The organism is Vreelandella indica, from assembly GCF_037070225.1.
Taxonomy (GTDB): Bacteria; Pseudomonadota; Gammaproteobacteria; order Pseudomonadales; family Halomonadaceae; genus Vreelandella; species Vreelandella arctica.
On the sequence record NZ_JBANSO010000013.1, the window covers coordinates 43,900 to 60,305 of the forward strand.

Sequence of the window (16,406 nt, forward strand, 5' to 3'; positions counted from 1 at the left end):
AAGGACAGTCAATGCTTGCCGAACTTTTTGCCGTCATGGCGCCCGTACTTGCCGGTGCAGGGCTTGGCTATTTATGGGTACGCTTAGGCCATCCTTACCCGGTCGACTTCATTACCCGTCTGGTATTTAACATCGGAACACCGTCACTGGTATTAGCGTCCCTGGCAGGCGCCGACATTGATGCCACCACCTTTGGCCAGACAATGCTGGCCGCCGCGTTGGTGATTCTCACCATGGGGGCCGCGACCTTTCTGGTCGCGAAACTGTTGCGCCGCAGCTGGCGGGTGTTAATTGCTCCCATGATGTACCCCAATACCGGCAACATGGGCTTACCGGTGGTGCTTTACGCTTTTGGCAGCGCAGGCTTTGCCTATGGCATCACGGTGATGGTTACCGTCTCGTTATTTCAATTCACCCTGGGCGCTGTCCTTAATAGCCAAGGTAATCCACTCAAAACCCTCGTTAAAACGCCAACCGTTTACGCCATTCTTATTTCTATGGCGCTGTTGCTGACCGGTACCTCGCTGCCGCCCTGGTTGGCGAACACAGTAGATTTAATGTCCGGTTTCACAGTACCGCTAATGCTGATTACGCTGGGCGTCTCACTGGCCAGTATCAAGGTCAAAAACCTGCGTTCGGGGCTAGGGTTTAGCTTAGTGCGCATCCCCCTTGCTGCGGTAGCCGCTTGGTTGATCGCTGGCTGGGTGGGCCTTCCCCCCCTCGCACAAAGCATTTTAGTAGTGCAGATGTGTATGCCCGTGGCGGTATTTAACTATCTATTTGCGCAACGCGCTCAGCGTGAACCTGTCTATGTTGCCAGCCTAGTGTTCTGCTCAACGCTGCTAGCGTTGGTTTATATACCGGTACTGCTCGCCATACTCATGTAAGCCCGCTTCTTTCAATAACGCCGTTTAAGCACTCTTAGCGGAACCCCGACGTGAGTGAAGAGTCACTGCTAGACTGTTATTAATAACGGGTACTAATGATAACGGGCATTAACATCACAGAGGGCACGCTATGCATTATGCCAATAAGAGTCACTCTACCCGCCTCTGGCTCGCGCCGGGGATTCGAGTAGCGGGGATTAGCGGGTTGATACTGGCGGCTACGATGAACAACGCGAACGCAGAAGTGATTGAGGCGTCGCTTGAAACTGAGCATTTAACCCTTTCTATGGAGCGTATCGCCGAGGGTTTCGAACACCCCTGGGCGGTTGCGTTTTTACCTGATGGGCGCTCGCTGGTCAGTGAACGCAGCGGGCAACTGACGCTTGTTGACCCCGAAAGTGGCGAAAAACGCTCCCTGGAAGGCATGCCAGACGTCAGCACGCAAGGCCAAGGCGGCCTGTTAGATATCGTTTTGCACCCTGATTTCAAAGATGGCAATGGCGCGGGTGACAACGACTGGATTTATTTCACCTGGAGCAAGCCCGATGGCAATAACACGCGTTCGGCGCTATCACGCGTACAATGGCTGGGCGACGAACTGGGTGAGGTAGAACACTTATTTGAACAGGACCGCGCCTCTGGGCCTGGCCGCCATTATGGCTCGCGACTCGCTTGGCTACCTGATGGCACGCTGCTAATGAGCATTGGCGACCGCGGTAGTGAGCCGCCTCGCGCCCAAGCAAGCGATGACCACGCGGGCTCAACATTGCGCCTTACCGCCACCGGCGGCGTGCCTGATGACAACCCTTTTGTAGACGATGACGCCACACTGGACGAAATCTATACCATGGGTAACCGTAATATTCAGGGCATGACCGTGTTGAGTAACGGCCAAGCTTGGGTATCCGAGCACGGCCCGCGAACCGGCGACGAGCTTAACCATATCGAAGCAGGCAATAACTATGGCTGGCCGGACGTCAGTCAGGGCAATGACTACGCCACCAATGAACCGATTGGCGAAGACTCACTGCCCGGCATGGTGAACCCGGTATATGTGTTTGAAGGCCGCTTTGCACCCGCCGGACTTGCAGAAGTGACTAGCGACGCGTTTGGCGAGTGGAAAGGTAACTTATTGGCTGGCGGTCTCGGCAGTGAAAAGCTACTTCGCTTGCGCTTAGAGAATGGTAACGTAGCCGAAGAGGAACTGATTCTTAATGGTGACATTGGCCGTATTCGTGATGTTCGCCAAGGCCCGGACGATGCCATCTATCTGCTTACCGATGCCCCACAGGGTGGTCTTTATCGCTTGGCGCCAACGAAACAGTAACGCCTCAAGCATTTACTGATACTAAAATGTATTAACACCACTATGGGCGCCGCATGCGACTACGCAATTTAATAATTTTAACGGTAATTGTGCCGCTTTTCGTCGTCCTAGTGGTGTTTAGCTTAGTCGCCATTAAATCGCTTGAGGATAACGTACGCTCAAAGCTACAAACGGAAGTAGAGATTATTACCCGCACGCTGAGCTCTTCGCTGAGTTACGCGGTCACGCCGGACAGCAGCACCCCGCTCGAAGAAGCGCTACAATCGGCGTTCTCCTTCCACCGCATTTATGGCGCCTATGTATTCGATACCGACGGGCGCGACATTTACGGTCTAGGCCTTGGCAAAGACATTTTCAGCCGGGAAGAAATTCAGCAAGTCATTGAGCGCGATGATTTATATAGCAACTATCGACAGCACGATGGGTGGAATTACTACTCTGCGTTGACACCCCTGCGCTCACAAGATGGCACTGTGTATGGCGTGCTGCAGGTCAACCGACTCAATACCGGCATTGAGAGCTATACTGGCTTTATTAGCATTGTGGCCGTGTTGGTATTTGTGGTCGGCGCTGCAGGGATTGTATTTAGTATTTGGTGGGGGTTTCGCCGCCATATCGAGCGCCCGCTTAATCGGCTGCTGCACGTAATGCTGCTGGTGGAAGATGGTGACCGCAGCCAGCGTGCCGCCGAAGACGGCCCTACCGAATATCGCCGCCTCGCCTCTGGTTTAAATGGCATGCTGGACGCGATGGCAGAGAAAGACCAAGAAATCGACGACCGCCAGCGACGTGAAATAGAGCTTGAAAAGCGTCTACGTAAATCGAAAAAACTAGCCGAACTAGGTGTTCTTGCAGCGGGGGTTGCCCACGAAATAGGTGCACCGCTAACGGTAATCAATGGTCAAGCTCAACGCCTGGCTCGCCGCGATGTGATTGGTGATGACGAACGCGCAAGGCTAGGCCGCATTCGCGGCGAAGTGGAACGCATCGTTGAAATTGTGCGTCAATTGATGGAATTAGGCCGTCAACATAACGTAGAGAAAGGCGAGTTAGCACTCGATCAGCTTATTATGAGCGCCAGTGATTTGGTTGAAGAGGAGCTTGAACCGCGCAACATTCGTCTAGACATTGAATTACCGTCACCGACACCCAACTTAATCGCCAATGGTCAGCAGCTTATTCAGGTGCTGACCAATTTACTCAGAAATGCGGCGCAAGCGCCCGACGTAAGCCGCATCAGAGTTCGAGCCCAACAGCAAGAACACGAATTAGTACTGTGGGTAGAAGATGATGGCCCGGGCATACCCGACTCTCATCATCACAAAGTGTTCGATCCATTTTTTACCACCAAACCCGTCGGCCAAGGCAGTGGTTTGGGGCTCTCTATGGTACATCGCATTATTAACGACCACGGCGGCACGATCGGCGTGTTTGACAGCGTCCTTGGTGGCGCTGGTTTTGAAATTACACTACCCCTTAGTGAAACCGCATCCGCGTGAGGACAACGTTTGTGACCCATCAGGAACACCTTTTACCTTTATTGGTGGTGGAAGATGACGCCGCTATACGTGAGTTATTAGAGGAAGAACTGCAGGATGCAGGCTATACCACGCTGGGCGTCCCTAGCGCTGAAGAAGCTATTGCCCTATTGAGCCACACCACCGTCTCGCTGGTAATTACCGACGTACGTTTGCCGGGTATGACTGGCATACAGTTACTTCAGCAACTCCGCCAAGCGGGCAGTGAGTTGGGCATTATCGTGATTACCGCCTTTGGTACCATTGATCAGGCGGTCGAGGCATTAAAACTCGGGGCTGACGACTTTTTAACCAAGCCACTCGATTTGGATGCAATCCGGGAAGCCGTTTTTCGTGTGCTAGAACGGCAGCGTTTAGCAGTCTTCCACGATACCGATATCAGTCACTTTCATGGCATCGTGGGTAAAAGCCAAATCATGCAGGCGCTGTTTCACGATGCCTCTCGGTTAGCCAAAAGCGATGCCCCCATCCTCATTTTAGGTGAAAGCGGCACCGGTAAAGAGCTACTTGCTCGCGCCATTCATCAGGAAAGCCCGCGTAACGACCAGCCCTTCGTACCAGTTAACTGCGCGAGCATTCCCGCCGACTTGATGGAAAGTGAGTTCTTTGGCCATGTAAAAGGCGCTTTTACCGGCGCTAGCGAAGCGCGCAAAGGGCTATTTCAAAGCGCCCAGGGCGGCAGCCTGTTCTTAGATGAAATTGGTGAAATGCCGATTAATCTGCAGGCTAAATTGCTGCGTGCCCTGCAGGAGAAAACCGTGCGTCCAGTGGGTGGCGAGCGCGAAGAGCCGGTGGATGTGCGAATCATCGCTGCGACCCATCGCAATCTAGAAAAAGAGATAGAGCAAGGTAACTTCCGTAGCGACCTTTTTTACCGGTTGGAAACTTTTTCGCTGCGTATCCCGCCTCTGCGTGAGCGCGGCACCGATATCGAGCATCTTGTTTTTGCCCTTATCGATAAGCACTCTGAGGCACAGGGCAAGCAGATTGAGAAAATCGAACCCGAAGCACTCAGTAATTTGCTCAATTACGCCTACCCCGGCAACGTGCGCGAATTGGAAAACGCCATTATGCGCGGCGTTACGCTGAGCGAAGATGGCTCGCTAAGCCACAAGGATTTACCCGAGCGCCTGCGGGAGCAATCAACGGTGGAAACCGGCACGCCTATAGTGCCTTCCGTCAGTGGCGAACTACTCGCGGGCGGCCAACTGCCAGCCCCGCCTCCGATCCGCTGGCCCAGCTTGGAAGAAGTCGAAAAACGTTATATTAACAAAGTCTTGGAAGCCACAGGGGGCAATAAACGGCGCACCGCAGAGGTGCTGGGCATCGCACGCAGAACACTCTACCGCCGCCTTGAAGATAATGAAGAGTAATTAACGCGACCCTGCTAGCTGATTAAACAGGATAAAAAAAACCCCCGCGGGCGCGGGGGCGGAAAGGATGGCAAACCGTGTGGAGCAGCCGCAGGGAACAGACAGCTGATGCGATTTACCATCGTAGGGAGCGGTACACTAACAATTACTAATGTCTAGCCATTACTGATTACTGGTTTCCTCACCATCGTCATCTGGGGTGGTATCTGTATCTTCACTGTCTCCCGGCATCGGGTCAGTGCCTTCACCGAAACCCGCTTCATCTTCTTCGGGGTTCATTGTTCCCGTGGCGGGCTCAGCCATTGTGTCTTCAGGCATAGGCTCTTCAGACGCCATAGGCTCTTCAGATTCCGCGCCTGAACTTTGAGTCATGGACCCTTCTGAACCTGAATCTTGCTCCATTGCAGGCTCTTCACTCATGCTCGGCTCAGGTTCAGTGGTGGCATCTTGCTCCAGCGGAGAAGGCTCTTCCGCGGGCGTTGCTGGCTCTTCATTATCGCCGCAACCAGCCAATACGATGACACTTGCTGCTGTTGCCATCATGCACATCGTTAACCATCGTGGGCGCTTAGTAGCTTGCCGACTTTCAATTTGGTCATGTTGATTATCCATATCACCCACCTCCATTGATGAAACCGTTAATCTCTACTCTGCAACATATAATTAATAAAACGTTCACCTGATTAAATGAAAATTTGGCTTATACAAATAGTGACTCGGCTACCAAGCACATTCATTTAATGTGCCAACTTCCACATAAATAAAACAAAAACTTTAAAATCATAACGTTAAAAAAATAATAAATATCAGCATCGACGGCAGCTGATTGAAATCAGGTGGGTAAAAAATGACACATGTAGCGTTAATTGCCCCGTTGAGCGAGCCGTTGTGACACATAGGCCCTGCCTATGTATAATAATTATTAATAAATTAACCAACACAAGTTATCTTTTCTTTTATGAATGACGTTGTGCCGCGGCTAACGCTGCCATCAATGCACATTCATTCTGCTCAACAAAAAGGCACCGCCGATGGACGAGACACGACCCGTCAAAATTAAAGTGCGCGGCTTAAGCAAAGTCTTTGGCAAGCACCCTCAAAAAGCAATCGAGCTACGTAACCAGGGAATGAAGCGCCCGGAAATTCTGGAGAAAACAGGCCAGACGCTGGGGCTATCGGATATTTCGTTTGATGTCTATGAAGGCGAACTTTTGGTTATCATGGGGCTTTCAGGGTCAGGCAAGTCGACGTTGATTCGCTGCCTTAACCGCCTGATTGAAACGACCGAAGGTGAGATCGTCATCGACGGTGAAAATATCCCGACGCTGAAAGAGAAAGCGTTGCTGGAGTGCCGTCGCCGCCACTTCTCTATGGTGTTTCAGAATTTCGCGCTATTTCCTCACCGCACTGTGCAGCAGAATGCCGAGTTCGGTTTGGAAATTCGCGGCGTAGAGAAAGCAGAACGGCACAAGATTGCTCATGACTCGCTGAAACAGGTTGGCTTGGAGGGCTGGGAAGACGCCTACCCCAATCAACTCTCCGGCGGCATGCAGCAGCGCGTTGGCCTAGCCCGTGCGTTGGCCAACGATGCCACCGTGCTGTTAATGGATGAAGCCTTCTCCGCACTCGACCCGCTGATTCGTAAAGACATGCAGCAAGAGCTTTTGCAACTGCAATCCAAAATGCAAAAGACTACCGTCTTCATCACCCATGACCTGGATGAGGCGCTCAATATTGGTGATCGCATCGTGCTGCTGAAAGATGGTGAAGTGGTGCAGATCGGCACGCCGGAAGAAATTCTGACTAAACCTGCGGATGACTACGTGCGGCGCTTTATCGAAGGGGTTGATCGGTCACGTATTCTGACCGCTGAAAGCGCCATGCGTCCGCTACGCACCACCGCCCGCGAAAGCGATGGCCCGCGTACCGCCCTGCACCGTATGCGCGACCACACTATCGACTCTATCTATGTCGTTGATCGCGACCGTCGTCTGCTCGGCCTGCTGGAGGTGGATGCCGCTAGCCGTGCGATTGAAGAAGGGGCTGACTCAATCATTCCCTATTTAACCCAAGATTTCCGCAAAGTCCCTATGGATGAGCCGCTGCATAACCTGTTTGCCATGTTTAGTGAAAAGAGCTTCCCTATTGCCGTGATTGATCAGCAAGAGCAACTGCTTGGCGTGGTGGTAAAAGGCGCAGTACTTGATGAACTGGCACGAGCAGGAGAGCAATAATGGAAATCCCACGCATCCCGCTAGGTGATTGGATTGAAAGCGGCCTGACCTGGTTGACCAGCGAATACTCCCTGGTTACCCGTGGCATCTCACGCTTCACTCAAACCGGCATTGATTTTTTAAACGACAGCCTAATGTGGCTGCCTGAGTGGGCACTGCTCGGTTTGATAGCCCTGCTCTGCTGGAAACTGGCGGGCGTTCGCTTAGCAATAGGCGCTGTCGCTGGTTTAGCGTTGATTTGGAACCTAGACCTCTGGAATCCAATGATCGAAACGCTCACGCTGGTGGTATTTGCCACCATGGTGGCAGTGGTCATTGCATTACCTGTGGGCATCGCTGCGGCGCTATCCAATCGGCTTTACCGCGTGATAATGCCGATTCTGGACTTCATGCAAACCATGCCAGCGTTTGTTTATTTGATTCCCGCGATTCCGTTTTTCGGCATTGGCTCCGTCTCAGCAATTTTTGCGACGGTCATCTTTTCGATGCCACCAGCGATTCGCTTTACCACGCTGGGTATTCGTCAAGTTCCTGTAGAGCTCATCGAAGCCGCTGATGCTTATGGCGCTACACGGGGTCAGAAACTGTTCAAAGTACAGCTGCCGCTTTCATTACCCACAGTCATGGCGGGTATCAACCAGACCATCATGTTGGCGCTCTCCATGGTAGTGATTGCCGCCATGATCGGTGCGGATGGTTTGGGCAGCGAAGTATGGCGCGCTATTCAACGTCTGCGTCCTGGCGATGGTTTTGAAGCGGGCATTGCGGTGGTTATTCTAGCCATGCTGCTTGACCGCTTGACGCAATCACTGAGAAAGACCCGATAACCGGAAAAATGCATCAATTAAGCAAAACGGCAGAAGCGACTGCGTTGAGCCAACCGCTTGCTAAGTCGCTTCTGGCTAAGCATGCTGTGTTTGGCAGCAAATCGTCACATTAATAAATGTATACCCAAGGGAGAAAGTGAATGAAACATCGCACATTGAACCTCCGTATCCGTATCGCTTCACTGGCACTGTTAGCTGGTACAGGCATCGCTATCAGCAGTACAGCGCAAGCCGAGGAAGAGAAAGGCACCGTTAACCTGGCCTACGTCGAGTGGTCATCTGAAGTTGCTTCCACCAACGTGGTTGCCGCAGTACTTGAGCAAGCAGGCTATGAGGTGGATCTCACCTCGCTTTCTGCTGCTGCCATGTTCCAAGCGCTCTCTTCTGGCGATGCGGATGCTATCGTTGCCGCTTGGCTGCCAACCACTCACGCCGATTACATGGAACGCTTGGGTGATAGCATAGAAGACCTGGGTCCCAACCTGGACGGCACCAAGCTAGGCCTCGTTGTACCTGAGTACACCGACGTCGACTCCATTGCTGACCTTAACGATAACACTGACAGCTTTAATAACGAGATCATCGGTATTGACCCCGGCGCAGGCTTAATGTCGCTGTCCGAAGAGGTTGTGGATACCTATGACCTTGACCTGGAACTGCGTAGCGGTAGTGGCGCCACGATGACGGCAGCGCTTTCGAGTGCCATTAATAACGAAGAAAACGTTGTTGTTACCGGCTGGACGCCTCACTGGATGTTCGCCCGCTTTGACCTCAAATACCTAGAAGATCCTGAAAATGTCTACGGTGGTGCAGAGCAGATCCATACCGCGGTTCGCGAAGGCCTGGAAGAAGACATGCCAGAAGCCTATGCCATTCTCGATGCTTTCGAATGGACGCCAGAGCAGATGGGGGAAGTCATGCTGATGAATCAGGAAGATGGCAGCGACCCCTACGAGAACGCAAAGCAGTGGGTTGAAGACAACCAAGACGTAGTGGAACAGTGGCTCGATAGCTAAAACTATACGAGCAAGCTATAGCAGGGGGCTTCGGCCCTCTGTTGTCGTTGTAAGTACCGTTTTAAGTGCTGTGTTAAGCACCGTATTAAGCGCTATGGTTCACAATACGTTGAACACTGTTTTAACAGATTTGCTATTGTGCGCCTTAACGTACGCCATGCAATGTTGGTTGATGACCACATTTTGGTTTTTGTTCAACATCTTTTGATTGACATACCTTGATCGAAATAGAGAGGCTCCAGTGGATAACCACGACGATAAACGCCCCCCTGAAGAGCAGGTCTCTGAAGGCATACCTGCCCCACAGGGTGCGGCGAATCTGATTGACACCGATTATGTCATCGGGCAAGACAACATCACCACGAACACCATGGGTCTCAATCTTGACCTGCACGGGAAGGTGTTTAGCATTTCGGCAGTCGTTGTATTGCTGTTTGTGGTGCTAACACTTGCGCTGCAAGACACTATTGCGCCTATTTATGACGCCATTTTCGGCTTCTTGACCGGCAATCTAGCTTGGTTCTTTATTTTAGCTGCTAATATATTCGTCATTTTGTGCTTAGGCCTGATTGTTTCTCCCTTAGGTAAAATCCGCATTGGTGGGGCCGATGCCAAGCCTGATTTTACCTATATGGGCTGGTTCTCAATGCTGTTTGCCGCGGGCATGGGCATTGGCCTGATGTTCTTCGGCGTCAATGAACCGCTGACTCACTTTGGCACATCCTTTGACGGTGGAGACTGGGCTCCGCTGGCGGGCGCTGAGGGTAATGCCGCAGGGGCGGCTGCACTAGGCATGGCGGCCACGATCTTTCACTGGGGCCTTCACCCCTGGGCAATTTACGCGGTCGTGGCGCTTTCGCTAGCACTGTTCTCGTTCAATAAGGGCCTGCCGCTCTCCATGCGTTCAGTGTTCTACCCGATTTTGGGTGAGCGTGTTTGGGGCTGGCCAGGCCATATCATTGATATTCTGGCCGTCTTCGCCACTCTATTTGGCCTAGCCACATCACTGGGCTTAGGTGCCACTCAGGCCGCTGCAGGCCTTACCTACTTGTTCGGCGCGCCGGAAAGCGATATCACCATGATCCTGCTGATCGTTGGTATTACGATCATCGCGATTGGCTCCATCTTAGCGGGTGTCGATAAGGGCGTGCAGCTGCTGTCCAAAATCAATATTGTAATGGCCGCGCTACTGCTGTTCTTTGTGATCGCGGTTGGCCCTACGCTGCTGATTGCCACCGGTTTCTTTGAGAACCTTTGGAACTATGCGGTTCACCTGCCGGCGCTATCAAACCCATTTGGCCGTGAAGATGCCAACTTCAGCCAAGGCTGGACGGCCTTCTACTGGGCATGGTGGATCTCCTGGTCTCCGTATGTCGGCATGTTTATCGCCCGGGTATCGCGTGGTCGTACCGTTCGTGAGTTCCTGGTATCCGTATTGATCGTGCCTTCTGTGGTATCTGTACTGTGGATGACCACCTTCGGCGGCACCGCCATTGACCAATATGTCAGCCAGGGTATTGAAGCCGTACGTGACGCTGGCGTCGATCTGCAGCTCTTCATCATGCTGGAGCAGCTGCCGCTGTCACAAATCACCTCGTTCATCGCGATCATTTTAGTGATTATCTTCTTTGTGACCTCCTCTGACTCCGGCTCGTTGGTTATCGACTCGATTACCGCGGGCGGTAAGGTCGATGCACCGAAACCACAGCGCGTGTTCTGGGCGATCATTGAAGGCGCGATTGCCATTGCACTACTGCTCGGCGGTGGCCTAACGGCACTCCAGACCATGGCTGTATCAACCGGCTTCCCGTTCACCATCATATTGCTAGTGGCGTGTTATGCCATTATCAAAGGGTTGATGAGCGAGCCAAAAGCGGTTTAAGCCTTCGGTCTACTTACGCCGTAAAGCAAACGGGCAACCCAGTGGGTTGCCCGTTTTTTATTGATAGCCTTTAACACCAAATATCTTTTAAGGGTGTATCGGGCCGGTAATGGGTGGCAATTTGCGCCTGTAGTAACTCTGCCGTCGCCAGCGCATCCACCAGGGCGTGGTGGCCTTGATAGGCAGGCAAACCATAGCGTTCGCGGCTAGCGTGCAAACGTATCGAAACCGGTGGGCGGCCCAACCAACGACGAAAACGTGCCCAAAGCGTTTGACGATGGAGCCGCGCCTCCAGCGACATGGTATCGATCATAGGAAACAGCACCCCTTCCCCACGGCGAGCTTTGACAGCGGCATCTAAAAAAGGCCGCTCGATACTGCGGAAGTGAACGACGACTAATCGACCCGCTAACGCCGCTAACACCTCATCCAATATTACGTCTAAATCTGGCGCCTGGGCAATCTCTGAGTGGGTAATGTGGTGGTAGGCAATCGAGGCTTCCGCCAGCGGCCGCGAAGGATTCACCACCCAGTAGCGCCGCTCGGCAAGCTTAATGCGATTAAGGGTAAACGGCACAAGACCAATACTGACAATGGCATGGCGCCGCTCATCCAGCCCGGTGGTTTCCATATCAAGTGCCACCATAGGCACCTCGGCAATCGGGGTTTCCGGATCAGGTAGCGGGGTACTGAAAAACTGCTGGATCGCCGAACTGTCTGCCTGCTGAGCCCGCTGGGCCATATAGCCCGCCCAATCGGCCTGAGTGATTTTCTGACGTGGTCGTATTCCAAACATCTCAGCGCCCCTGCCGCTGAGCGGGCATCGGGTAGCGGAACTTCAGAAATTTTTGCGCATTGCTAAGCACCTGGAAAGCGTCTTTCAGGGTGTGGCGCTCGCTATCCTCGACATTCTCCGGTTCAATATTGTTATCCGGTAGACGATCTTCTTGCAGGTCGATCATTTGATGGCGCAATCGTGACATGCACAGAAACTCAAACGCATAGCTCAATTTGTCGCTCATCCCGGTCGCTAATAACTGGGTGTTTCCAATGTCATTCAAACGCTGGAAAGAGTTCTGCGCTTTGGAGCCGCAAGCCAAGGCATGGATACGTACCAAATCCACCATCGGTGCGGTGCCCCGCCGTTTTAGATTAATGGAGTTGTTATGCTTGCCGTCCTGCTCCATAACAAAGGTACGGAAAAACCCTAACGGCGGTGTGCGGTTTAAGGCATTTCGCGCCATGGCGGCTAAAAATAGCGGCGATTTGGGTGCTGTTTCAGCAATCAGGTCTTGCAACGTTTCTACATAGTGGTCTTCGCCATAACAGCTATCCAGGTCAAAGAATATCGAACTGTGCAGCAGCCTTTCTGGCGTCGGATTGGCCATCCAATCCTGAAAATAGCGCTTCCAAACACTTAATGGCTGGCGCCACTGTGTATTGGTCGCCATCACGTCACCTTTGCAATAGGTATAGCCGCAGGCGTCCAAACCATCGCTAACAATTTTCGCCAAGGCGTGAAAGTAAGCGTCGTGCTGTTCGGGAACAAATTCATCGGAGAGGATCAGCGCATTGTCTTGATCGGTAACAATGCTCTGCTCATTGCGCGCCATGGACCCATTGACCATAAAGCAGTAAGGCACTGGCGGCGGACCTAGTTCCGCTTCGGCCATTTCTAGCAGCCGGCGGGTAAAGCTACGCCCGATGGTGGAAAGTGCACTACCCACCATCTGAGAATTGGCCCCTTCTTGTACCATTCGTACAAACGCCGCGCGTACATCCGGTGCTAAGCGTGCTAACCCTTGGGTACTGGATTGGTTAAAAATATTACTAACCAGATAGAGACCGCTATGGGTTTCATAACGAATGATATCGGAAAGATGCACGACGCCTACCGGACGCTGACGATAGAGCACAGGCAGGTGATGCACATTACTGCGCAGCATCGTCAGCATGGCTTCATAGACCGAGGCATCTGATTGAATAGTAATTAAGCGCGAGGAAACCACTTCGCCCACTTTAGTTTGTGGCGATAGCCCCTCAGCCACAATGCGAGTGCGAAAATCACTATCGGTTATAATTCCGCACATCTGCCATGTTTGGCCCTCGCTGTCTTTGAAGCTGAAGCGTGGGTTGTCACTCCCCTCTTTCAATACTAATAGCGCAGAGGCTTGGGCTTCGCTCATCTGCTGAGCGGCTTGCTGAACGCTGGTAGAAACTTCAACCATTACCGGATATCGAGTCAGCAGTTTGCGTATCCGCGTGACCATCATGTCATTGGATTTCTTTTGCTGCTCGGCGGCGGTTTCTAGCCGTGGCCGTTCTAGCTCAACAAAATCAGCAAAATGGTCATCTTCTTCACACAGACGTTGGAAGACTGCGTTAGGGATAAAGTAGATTAAAGTATCTTCAATCGCTTGGGCTGGGAAGCGCACTTTGTGGTTACGCAGCAGGCTAAAGTGACCGAAAATATCGCCTTCACCCAGGCGGTTATATAGCTCTCCCTGGCTACGATAGACCTCTACAGCGCCACTGCGAATATAGCAAAGGTCACTTAACGTCTCATTGAGCTCTAAAATACTACTTCCAGTTTTGAAATAGCTCACTTCCACCTGTTCTGCGATGGCATCGAGAAGATCATCCGACAGCCCATCAAACGGGGGAAACCGCCCCATATGCTGGCGTATTTCTAGCAGTTCGACATCCATACGGACTCCTTAGGCTTGCCGGTCAATTGACTGAATAATCAACATATAACGTAAAGTGTGGCGGGTAGGCTAGGTAAGGTAAACCCACGATGCACAATAAGGCGACCTTGTTGAAAAGATTCATTATTGAAGAAGCCAACATGAAAAAGCCCGATGCAATAAGCACCGGGCTTTGGTGGCCGAAGCCGAACTGATAGTTACGTGGCTAATTAATTTAGTAAACTAGCTACACTAGAAGGCTATCAGCTGATATCAATGACTCAGCTTAGGATTGGCTAGCCATTTCCTGAACACGCTGCATCATTTCTGGGTCTTGCTGAATAGATTGACCAATTGCATTGAAGGTATCAACATCTAAGCCGCTGTCTTCGACCACTTCGATCATGCGGTCGTTAGCTTCAGTGCGCACTTCCTGCTGCGCTGATTCATCTTCCGCTTCCTGCAGACGCTGGGTATATTCTTGAGAAATAACCGCAATTTCTTGAGAAGCATCGGCGAACTGCTGGAGCTGATCGTCAGAGAAATCCTGGGCAGGTGCTGCTTGCTGAGTTGCCATTGGATCTTGTGCTGAATCCTGATCTTGCTGGGCATGAGCAGTAGCCGTCATTAAACCAGTAGCGAGCAGGGCAGCGGAGAACAGAGCAGTCATACGTTGCATAGTAACAAACCTCAATATTGCGTTATGTATGTGCCAACTGTGACGCGCCTGATTCAAGCAGGTTCAATTTATTATGTAAAAGTTAGTAACAAAAAGAACTATATGTATCAAATAAATGATCTAAACACGCCACTACGGAAAAATAATGACCAATAAATTCAACAGTTTAAAATATAACGACCTCTCTTCTGCGGGCTTGGCTGCTATGCCCGCTATTTTTGTTCTTCTTTGGAGCACAGGCTTTATTGGCGCCAAATTTGGCCTGCCTTATGCCGAACCCTTCACGTTTCTGTTCATACGCTTCGTGCTGACCTTACTGCTGTTAATTCCGTTGGCGCTCTTAATGCGCATTCCTTGGCCAACATCACCTAGGTTATGGACACACATCGCCATATCGGGCTTTCTAGTTCACGGCGCTTACTTAGGTGGTGTCTTCTATGGCATTTACTTAGGTATGCCGGCCGGGCTAGCGGCGCTGCTTGTCGGTCTTCAGCCGCTTTTAACTGCCGCCTTTGCCGGGCCACTATTAGGGGAAAAGCTGACACGGCTTCAGTGGGTGGGGTTAAGCCTGGGTTTAATCGGAATCTGCTTAGTCCTCGGCAGTAAGCTAGAGATTGGTGAATCCCTTTTTGATGGCTTCGGTATTAGCGCTTTACTATGCGTCACTGCCGCTTTAATGGGCATTTCGTTGGGTACGCTTTATCAGAAAAGATATTGCACCAGTATGCCGCTGCTTTCTGGGGCGGTTATCCAATACTTGGCGGCAGGTGTCCTACTAGGGAGTGGTGCACTGCTATTTGAGACACGCCAGGTGGAATGGAGTAGTACTTTTGTACTTACCCTTGCTTGGCTGGTGTTGATTCTCTCAATTGCCGCTATCCTGTTACTTATGGCCTTGATTAAAAAGGGGGAAGCCTCGCGGGTAGCGAGTCTTTTTTATCTTGTGCCACCCGTCACGGCGCTTCAGGCGTGGTGGTTATTTGACGAACGTCTACCCCTATTGGGGCTTGCGGGAATGGTGATTGCCATCACAGGGGTAGTGATGGTGATTCGAAAACCCGCCCATGGGGCGACTAGACGATAACAAGGTTTTGTAGAACAGGGTTTGGATAAACATGTCAGTACAACACCACTGTGCCAGGGTGAACGGACACTGTAACCGTTGCGATTCACCGGTACCTTTTGCATTTACGATGGCATTTCAACCAATCGTCGATGTTAGTCAGCGAGAAATTATTTACTACGAAGCGTTAGTGCGCGGGCCCAATGGTGAATCTGCCTTTTCAATACTTGAGCAAGTGACAAAGGATTTGATGTACCGCTTTGACCAGGCGTGCCGTATCAAGGCCATAGAGCTAGCCAGCAAGCTGGGTATGCAGGAAAAGCTCTCGATTAACTTTCTACCCAATGCGGTTTACGAACCAAGAGCGTGCATTCAAGCCACCCTTGAAACAGCGCACCGTGTTGGCTGGCCTACCGAGCAGCTCAATTTTGAAATAACCGAAACTGAGCGGGTTAAAGATCGTGGGCATATGCGTCGGATTATCGAAAGTTACCGTGAGATGGGCTTTACCACGTCACTGGATGACTTTGGTAATGGCTATGCCAACCTCGATCTACTGACAGACCTGCGGCCAGATACGCTGAAACTTGACCGCGACCTGGTAATGGAATGCGATAGTGATAAGCGTCGACAAGCCATACTTCGTAGCCTAGTGGCGCTAGCAAGCACATTGGGAACACAGCTAATTGCTGAGGGCGTTGAAACCCGTGAAGAGTCTCGCTGCCTAGTTGAATTGGGTATTCCGATGCAGCAAGGCTACTACTTTTCCTACCCAAATTTAGAAGCATTGGCGGAAATTGATGACGCCAAATACCGTTAGGCAATACCATTAGGTCATGTGAATAAAAATATGACCTAATCGGCTATCAATGCTTTTATATCAGCATCCTAAA

The 16,406-nt window shown here is 51.6% G+C and carries 14 protein-coding genes; 10 read left to right on the plus strand and 4 right to left on the minus strand.

Features of this window, described 5'->3' with window-relative positions; translation table 11 throughout:
• Positions 1-11 precede the first annotated feature (11 nt).
• From V8L71_RS10725 to V8L71_RS10740, 4 genes are all read left to right on the plus strand, one after another.
• Entirely contained in the window at positions 12-887 is an 876-nt protein-coding gene (locus V8L71_RS10725) for an AEC family transporter (protein WP_008958165.1), read from the plus strand.
• 130 nt (positions 888-1,017) lie between these two features.
• Complete coding sequence (locus V8L71_RS10730; protein WP_101145251.1) at positions 1,018-2,214, plus strand: PQQ-dependent sugar dehydrogenase; 1,197 nt, start codon at positions 1,018-1,020, stop codon at positions 2,212-2,214.
• A gap of 53 nt (positions 2,215-2,267) precedes the next feature.
• Positions 2,268-3,713 (plus strand): ATP-binding protein, encoded by a 1,446-nt coding sequence (locus tag V8L71_RS10735; protein ID WP_336274120.1) that lies wholly within the window; start codon positions 2,268-2,270, stop codon positions 3,711-3,713.
• Between the two features lie 11 nt (positions 3,714-3,724).
• Positions 3,725-5,125, plus strand: a complete 1,401-nt coding sequence (locus tag V8L71_RS10740) for a sigma-54-dependent transcriptional regulator (RefSeq protein ID WP_101145249.1) — start codon at positions 3,725-3,727, stop codon at positions 5,123-5,125.
• A 162-nt stretch (positions 5,126-5,287) separates the two neighbouring features.
• Here V8L71_RS10740 and V8L71_RS10745 read toward each other — a convergent pair whose 3' ends face one another.
• Positions 5,288-5,737: a hypothetical protein gene (locus V8L71_RS10745; protein WP_336274121.1), complete on the minus strand. Its 450-nt coding sequence runs from the start codon at positions 5,735-5,737 to the stop codon at positions 5,288-5,290.
• A gap of 419 nt (positions 5,738-6,156) precedes the next feature.
• Between V8L71_RS10745 and V8L71_RS10750 the strand changes: the two genes are divergently transcribed.
• The 4 genes from V8L71_RS10750 (at position 6,157) to V8L71_RS10765 (ending at position 11,084) form a co-directional block, all read left to right on the plus strand.
• Positions 6,157-7,359, plus strand: coding sequence for a quaternary amine ABC transporter ATP-binding protein (locus V8L71_RS10750; RefSeq protein ID WP_336274122.1), 1,203 nt, complete (start codon positions 6,157-6,159; stop codon positions 7,357-7,359).
• Positions 7,359-8,186, plus strand: a complete 828-nt coding sequence (locus V8L71_RS10755; RefSeq protein ID WP_176304473.1) for an ABC transporter permease — start codon at positions 7,359-7,361, stop codon at positions 8,184-8,186. The genes V8L71_RS10750 and V8L71_RS10755 overlap by 1 nt, the downstream gene beginning before the upstream one ends.
• A 140-nt stretch (positions 8,187-8,326) precedes the next feature.
• Positions 8,327-9,202, plus strand: a complete 876-nt coding sequence (locus V8L71_RS10760) for a glycine betaine ABC transporter substrate-binding protein (RefSeq protein ID WP_336274123.1) — start codon at positions 8,327-8,329, stop codon at positions 9,200-9,202.
• A 241-nt stretch (positions 9,203-9,443) separates the two neighbouring features.
• The gene (locus V8L71_RS10765; RefSeq protein ID WP_176304471.1) at positions 9,444-11,084 is read left to right on the plus strand and encodes a BCCT family transporter; all 1,641 of its coding nucleotides are present in this window, start codon (positions 9,444-9,446) and stop codon (positions 11,082-11,084) included.
• Between the two features lie 70 nt (positions 11,085-11,154).
• On the opposite strand, the gene V8L71_RS10770 is transcribed toward V8L71_RS10765, so the two are convergent.
• The 3 genes from V8L71_RS10770 to V8L71_RS10780 all read right to left on the minus strand — a co-directional run bounded on the left by V8L71_RS10770 (position 11,155) and on the right by V8L71_RS10780 (position 14,450).
• The gene (locus V8L71_RS10770) at positions 11,155-11,880 is read right to left on the minus strand and encodes a 3'-5' exonuclease (RefSeq protein WP_176304470.1); all 726 of its coding nucleotides are present in this window, start codon (positions 11,878-11,880) and stop codon (positions 11,155-11,157) included.
• 1 nt (position 11,881) lies between these two features.
• The gene (locus V8L71_RS10775; protein WP_176304469.1) at positions 11,882-13,792 is read right to left on the minus strand and encodes a DUF294 nucleotidyltransferase-like domain-containing protein; all 1,911 of its coding nucleotides are present in this window, start codon (positions 13,790-13,792) and stop codon (positions 11,882-11,884) included.
• Positions 13,793-14,057: 265 nt separating this feature from the next.
• Positions 14,058-14,450: a DUF4168 domain-containing protein gene (locus V8L71_RS10780; RefSeq protein ID WP_101145241.1), complete on the minus strand. Its 393-nt coding sequence runs from the start codon at positions 14,448-14,450 to the stop codon at positions 14,058-14,060.
• Positions 14,451-14,595: 145 nt separating this feature from the next.
• Between V8L71_RS10780 and V8L71_RS10785 the strand changes: the two genes are divergently transcribed.
• The gene (locus V8L71_RS10785) at positions 14,596-15,534 is read left to right on the plus strand and encodes a DMT family transporter (protein WP_336274124.1); all 939 of its coding nucleotides are present in this window, start codon (positions 14,596-14,598) and stop codon (positions 15,532-15,534) included.
• A 31-nt stretch (positions 15,535-15,565) separates the two neighbouring features.
• Positions 15,566-16,333, plus strand: coding sequence for an EAL domain-containing protein (locus tag V8L71_RS10790; RefSeq protein WP_489686893.1), 768 nt, complete (start codon positions 15,566-15,568; stop codon positions 16,331-16,333).
• The last annotated feature ends 73 nt before the right edge of the window (positions 16,334-16,406 follow it).

Bases quoted from the DNA above. Each gene is read 5' to 3' on its own strand.
- V8L71_RS10725 (WP_008958165.1), top strand. From the start codon at position 12: ATGCTTGCCGAACTTTTTGCCGTCATGGCGCCCGTACTTGCCGGTGCA.
- V8L71_RS10730 (WP_101145251.1), top strand. From the start codon at position 1,018: ATGCATTATGCCAATAAGAGTCACTCTACCCGCCTCTGGCTCGCGCCG.
- V8L71_RS10735 (WP_336274120.1), top strand. From the start codon at position 2,268: ATGCGACTACGCAATTTAATAATTTTAACGGTAATTGTGCCGCTTTTC.
- V8L71_RS10745 (WP_336274121.1), bottom strand. From the start codon at position 5,737: ATGGATAATCAACATGACCAAATTGAAAGTCGGCAAGCTACTAAGCGC.
- V8L71_RS10750 (WP_336274122.1), top strand. From the start codon at position 6,157: ATGGACGAGACACGACCCGTCAAAATTAAAGTGCGCGGCTTAAGCAAA.
- V8L71_RS10755 (WP_176304473.1), top strand. From the start codon at position 7,359: ATGGAAATCCCACGCATCCCGCTAGGTGATTGGATTGAAAGCGGCCTG.
- V8L71_RS10760 (WP_336274123.1), top strand. From the start codon at position 8,327: ATGAAACATCGCACATTGAACCTCCGTATCCGTATCGCTTCACTGGCA.
- V8L71_RS10770 (WP_176304470.1), bottom strand. From the start codon at position 11,880: ATGTTTGGAATACGACCACGTCAGAAAATCACTCAGGCCGATTGGGCG.
- V8L71_RS10775 (WP_176304469.1), bottom strand. From the start codon at position 13,792: ATGGATGTCGAACTGCTAGAAATACGCCAGCATATGGGGCGGTTTCCC.
- V8L71_RS10780 (WP_101145241.1), bottom strand. From the start codon at position 14,450: ATGCAACGTATGACTGCTCTGTTCTCCGCTGCCCTGCTCGCTACTGGT.
- V8L71_RS10785 (WP_336274124.1), top strand. From the start codon at position 14,596: ATGACCAATAAATTCAACAGTTTAAAATATAACGACCTCTCTTCTGCG.
- V8L71_RS10790 (WP_489686893.1), top strand. From the start codon at position 15,566: ATGTCAGTACAACACCACTGTGCCAGGGTGAACGGACACTGTAACCGT.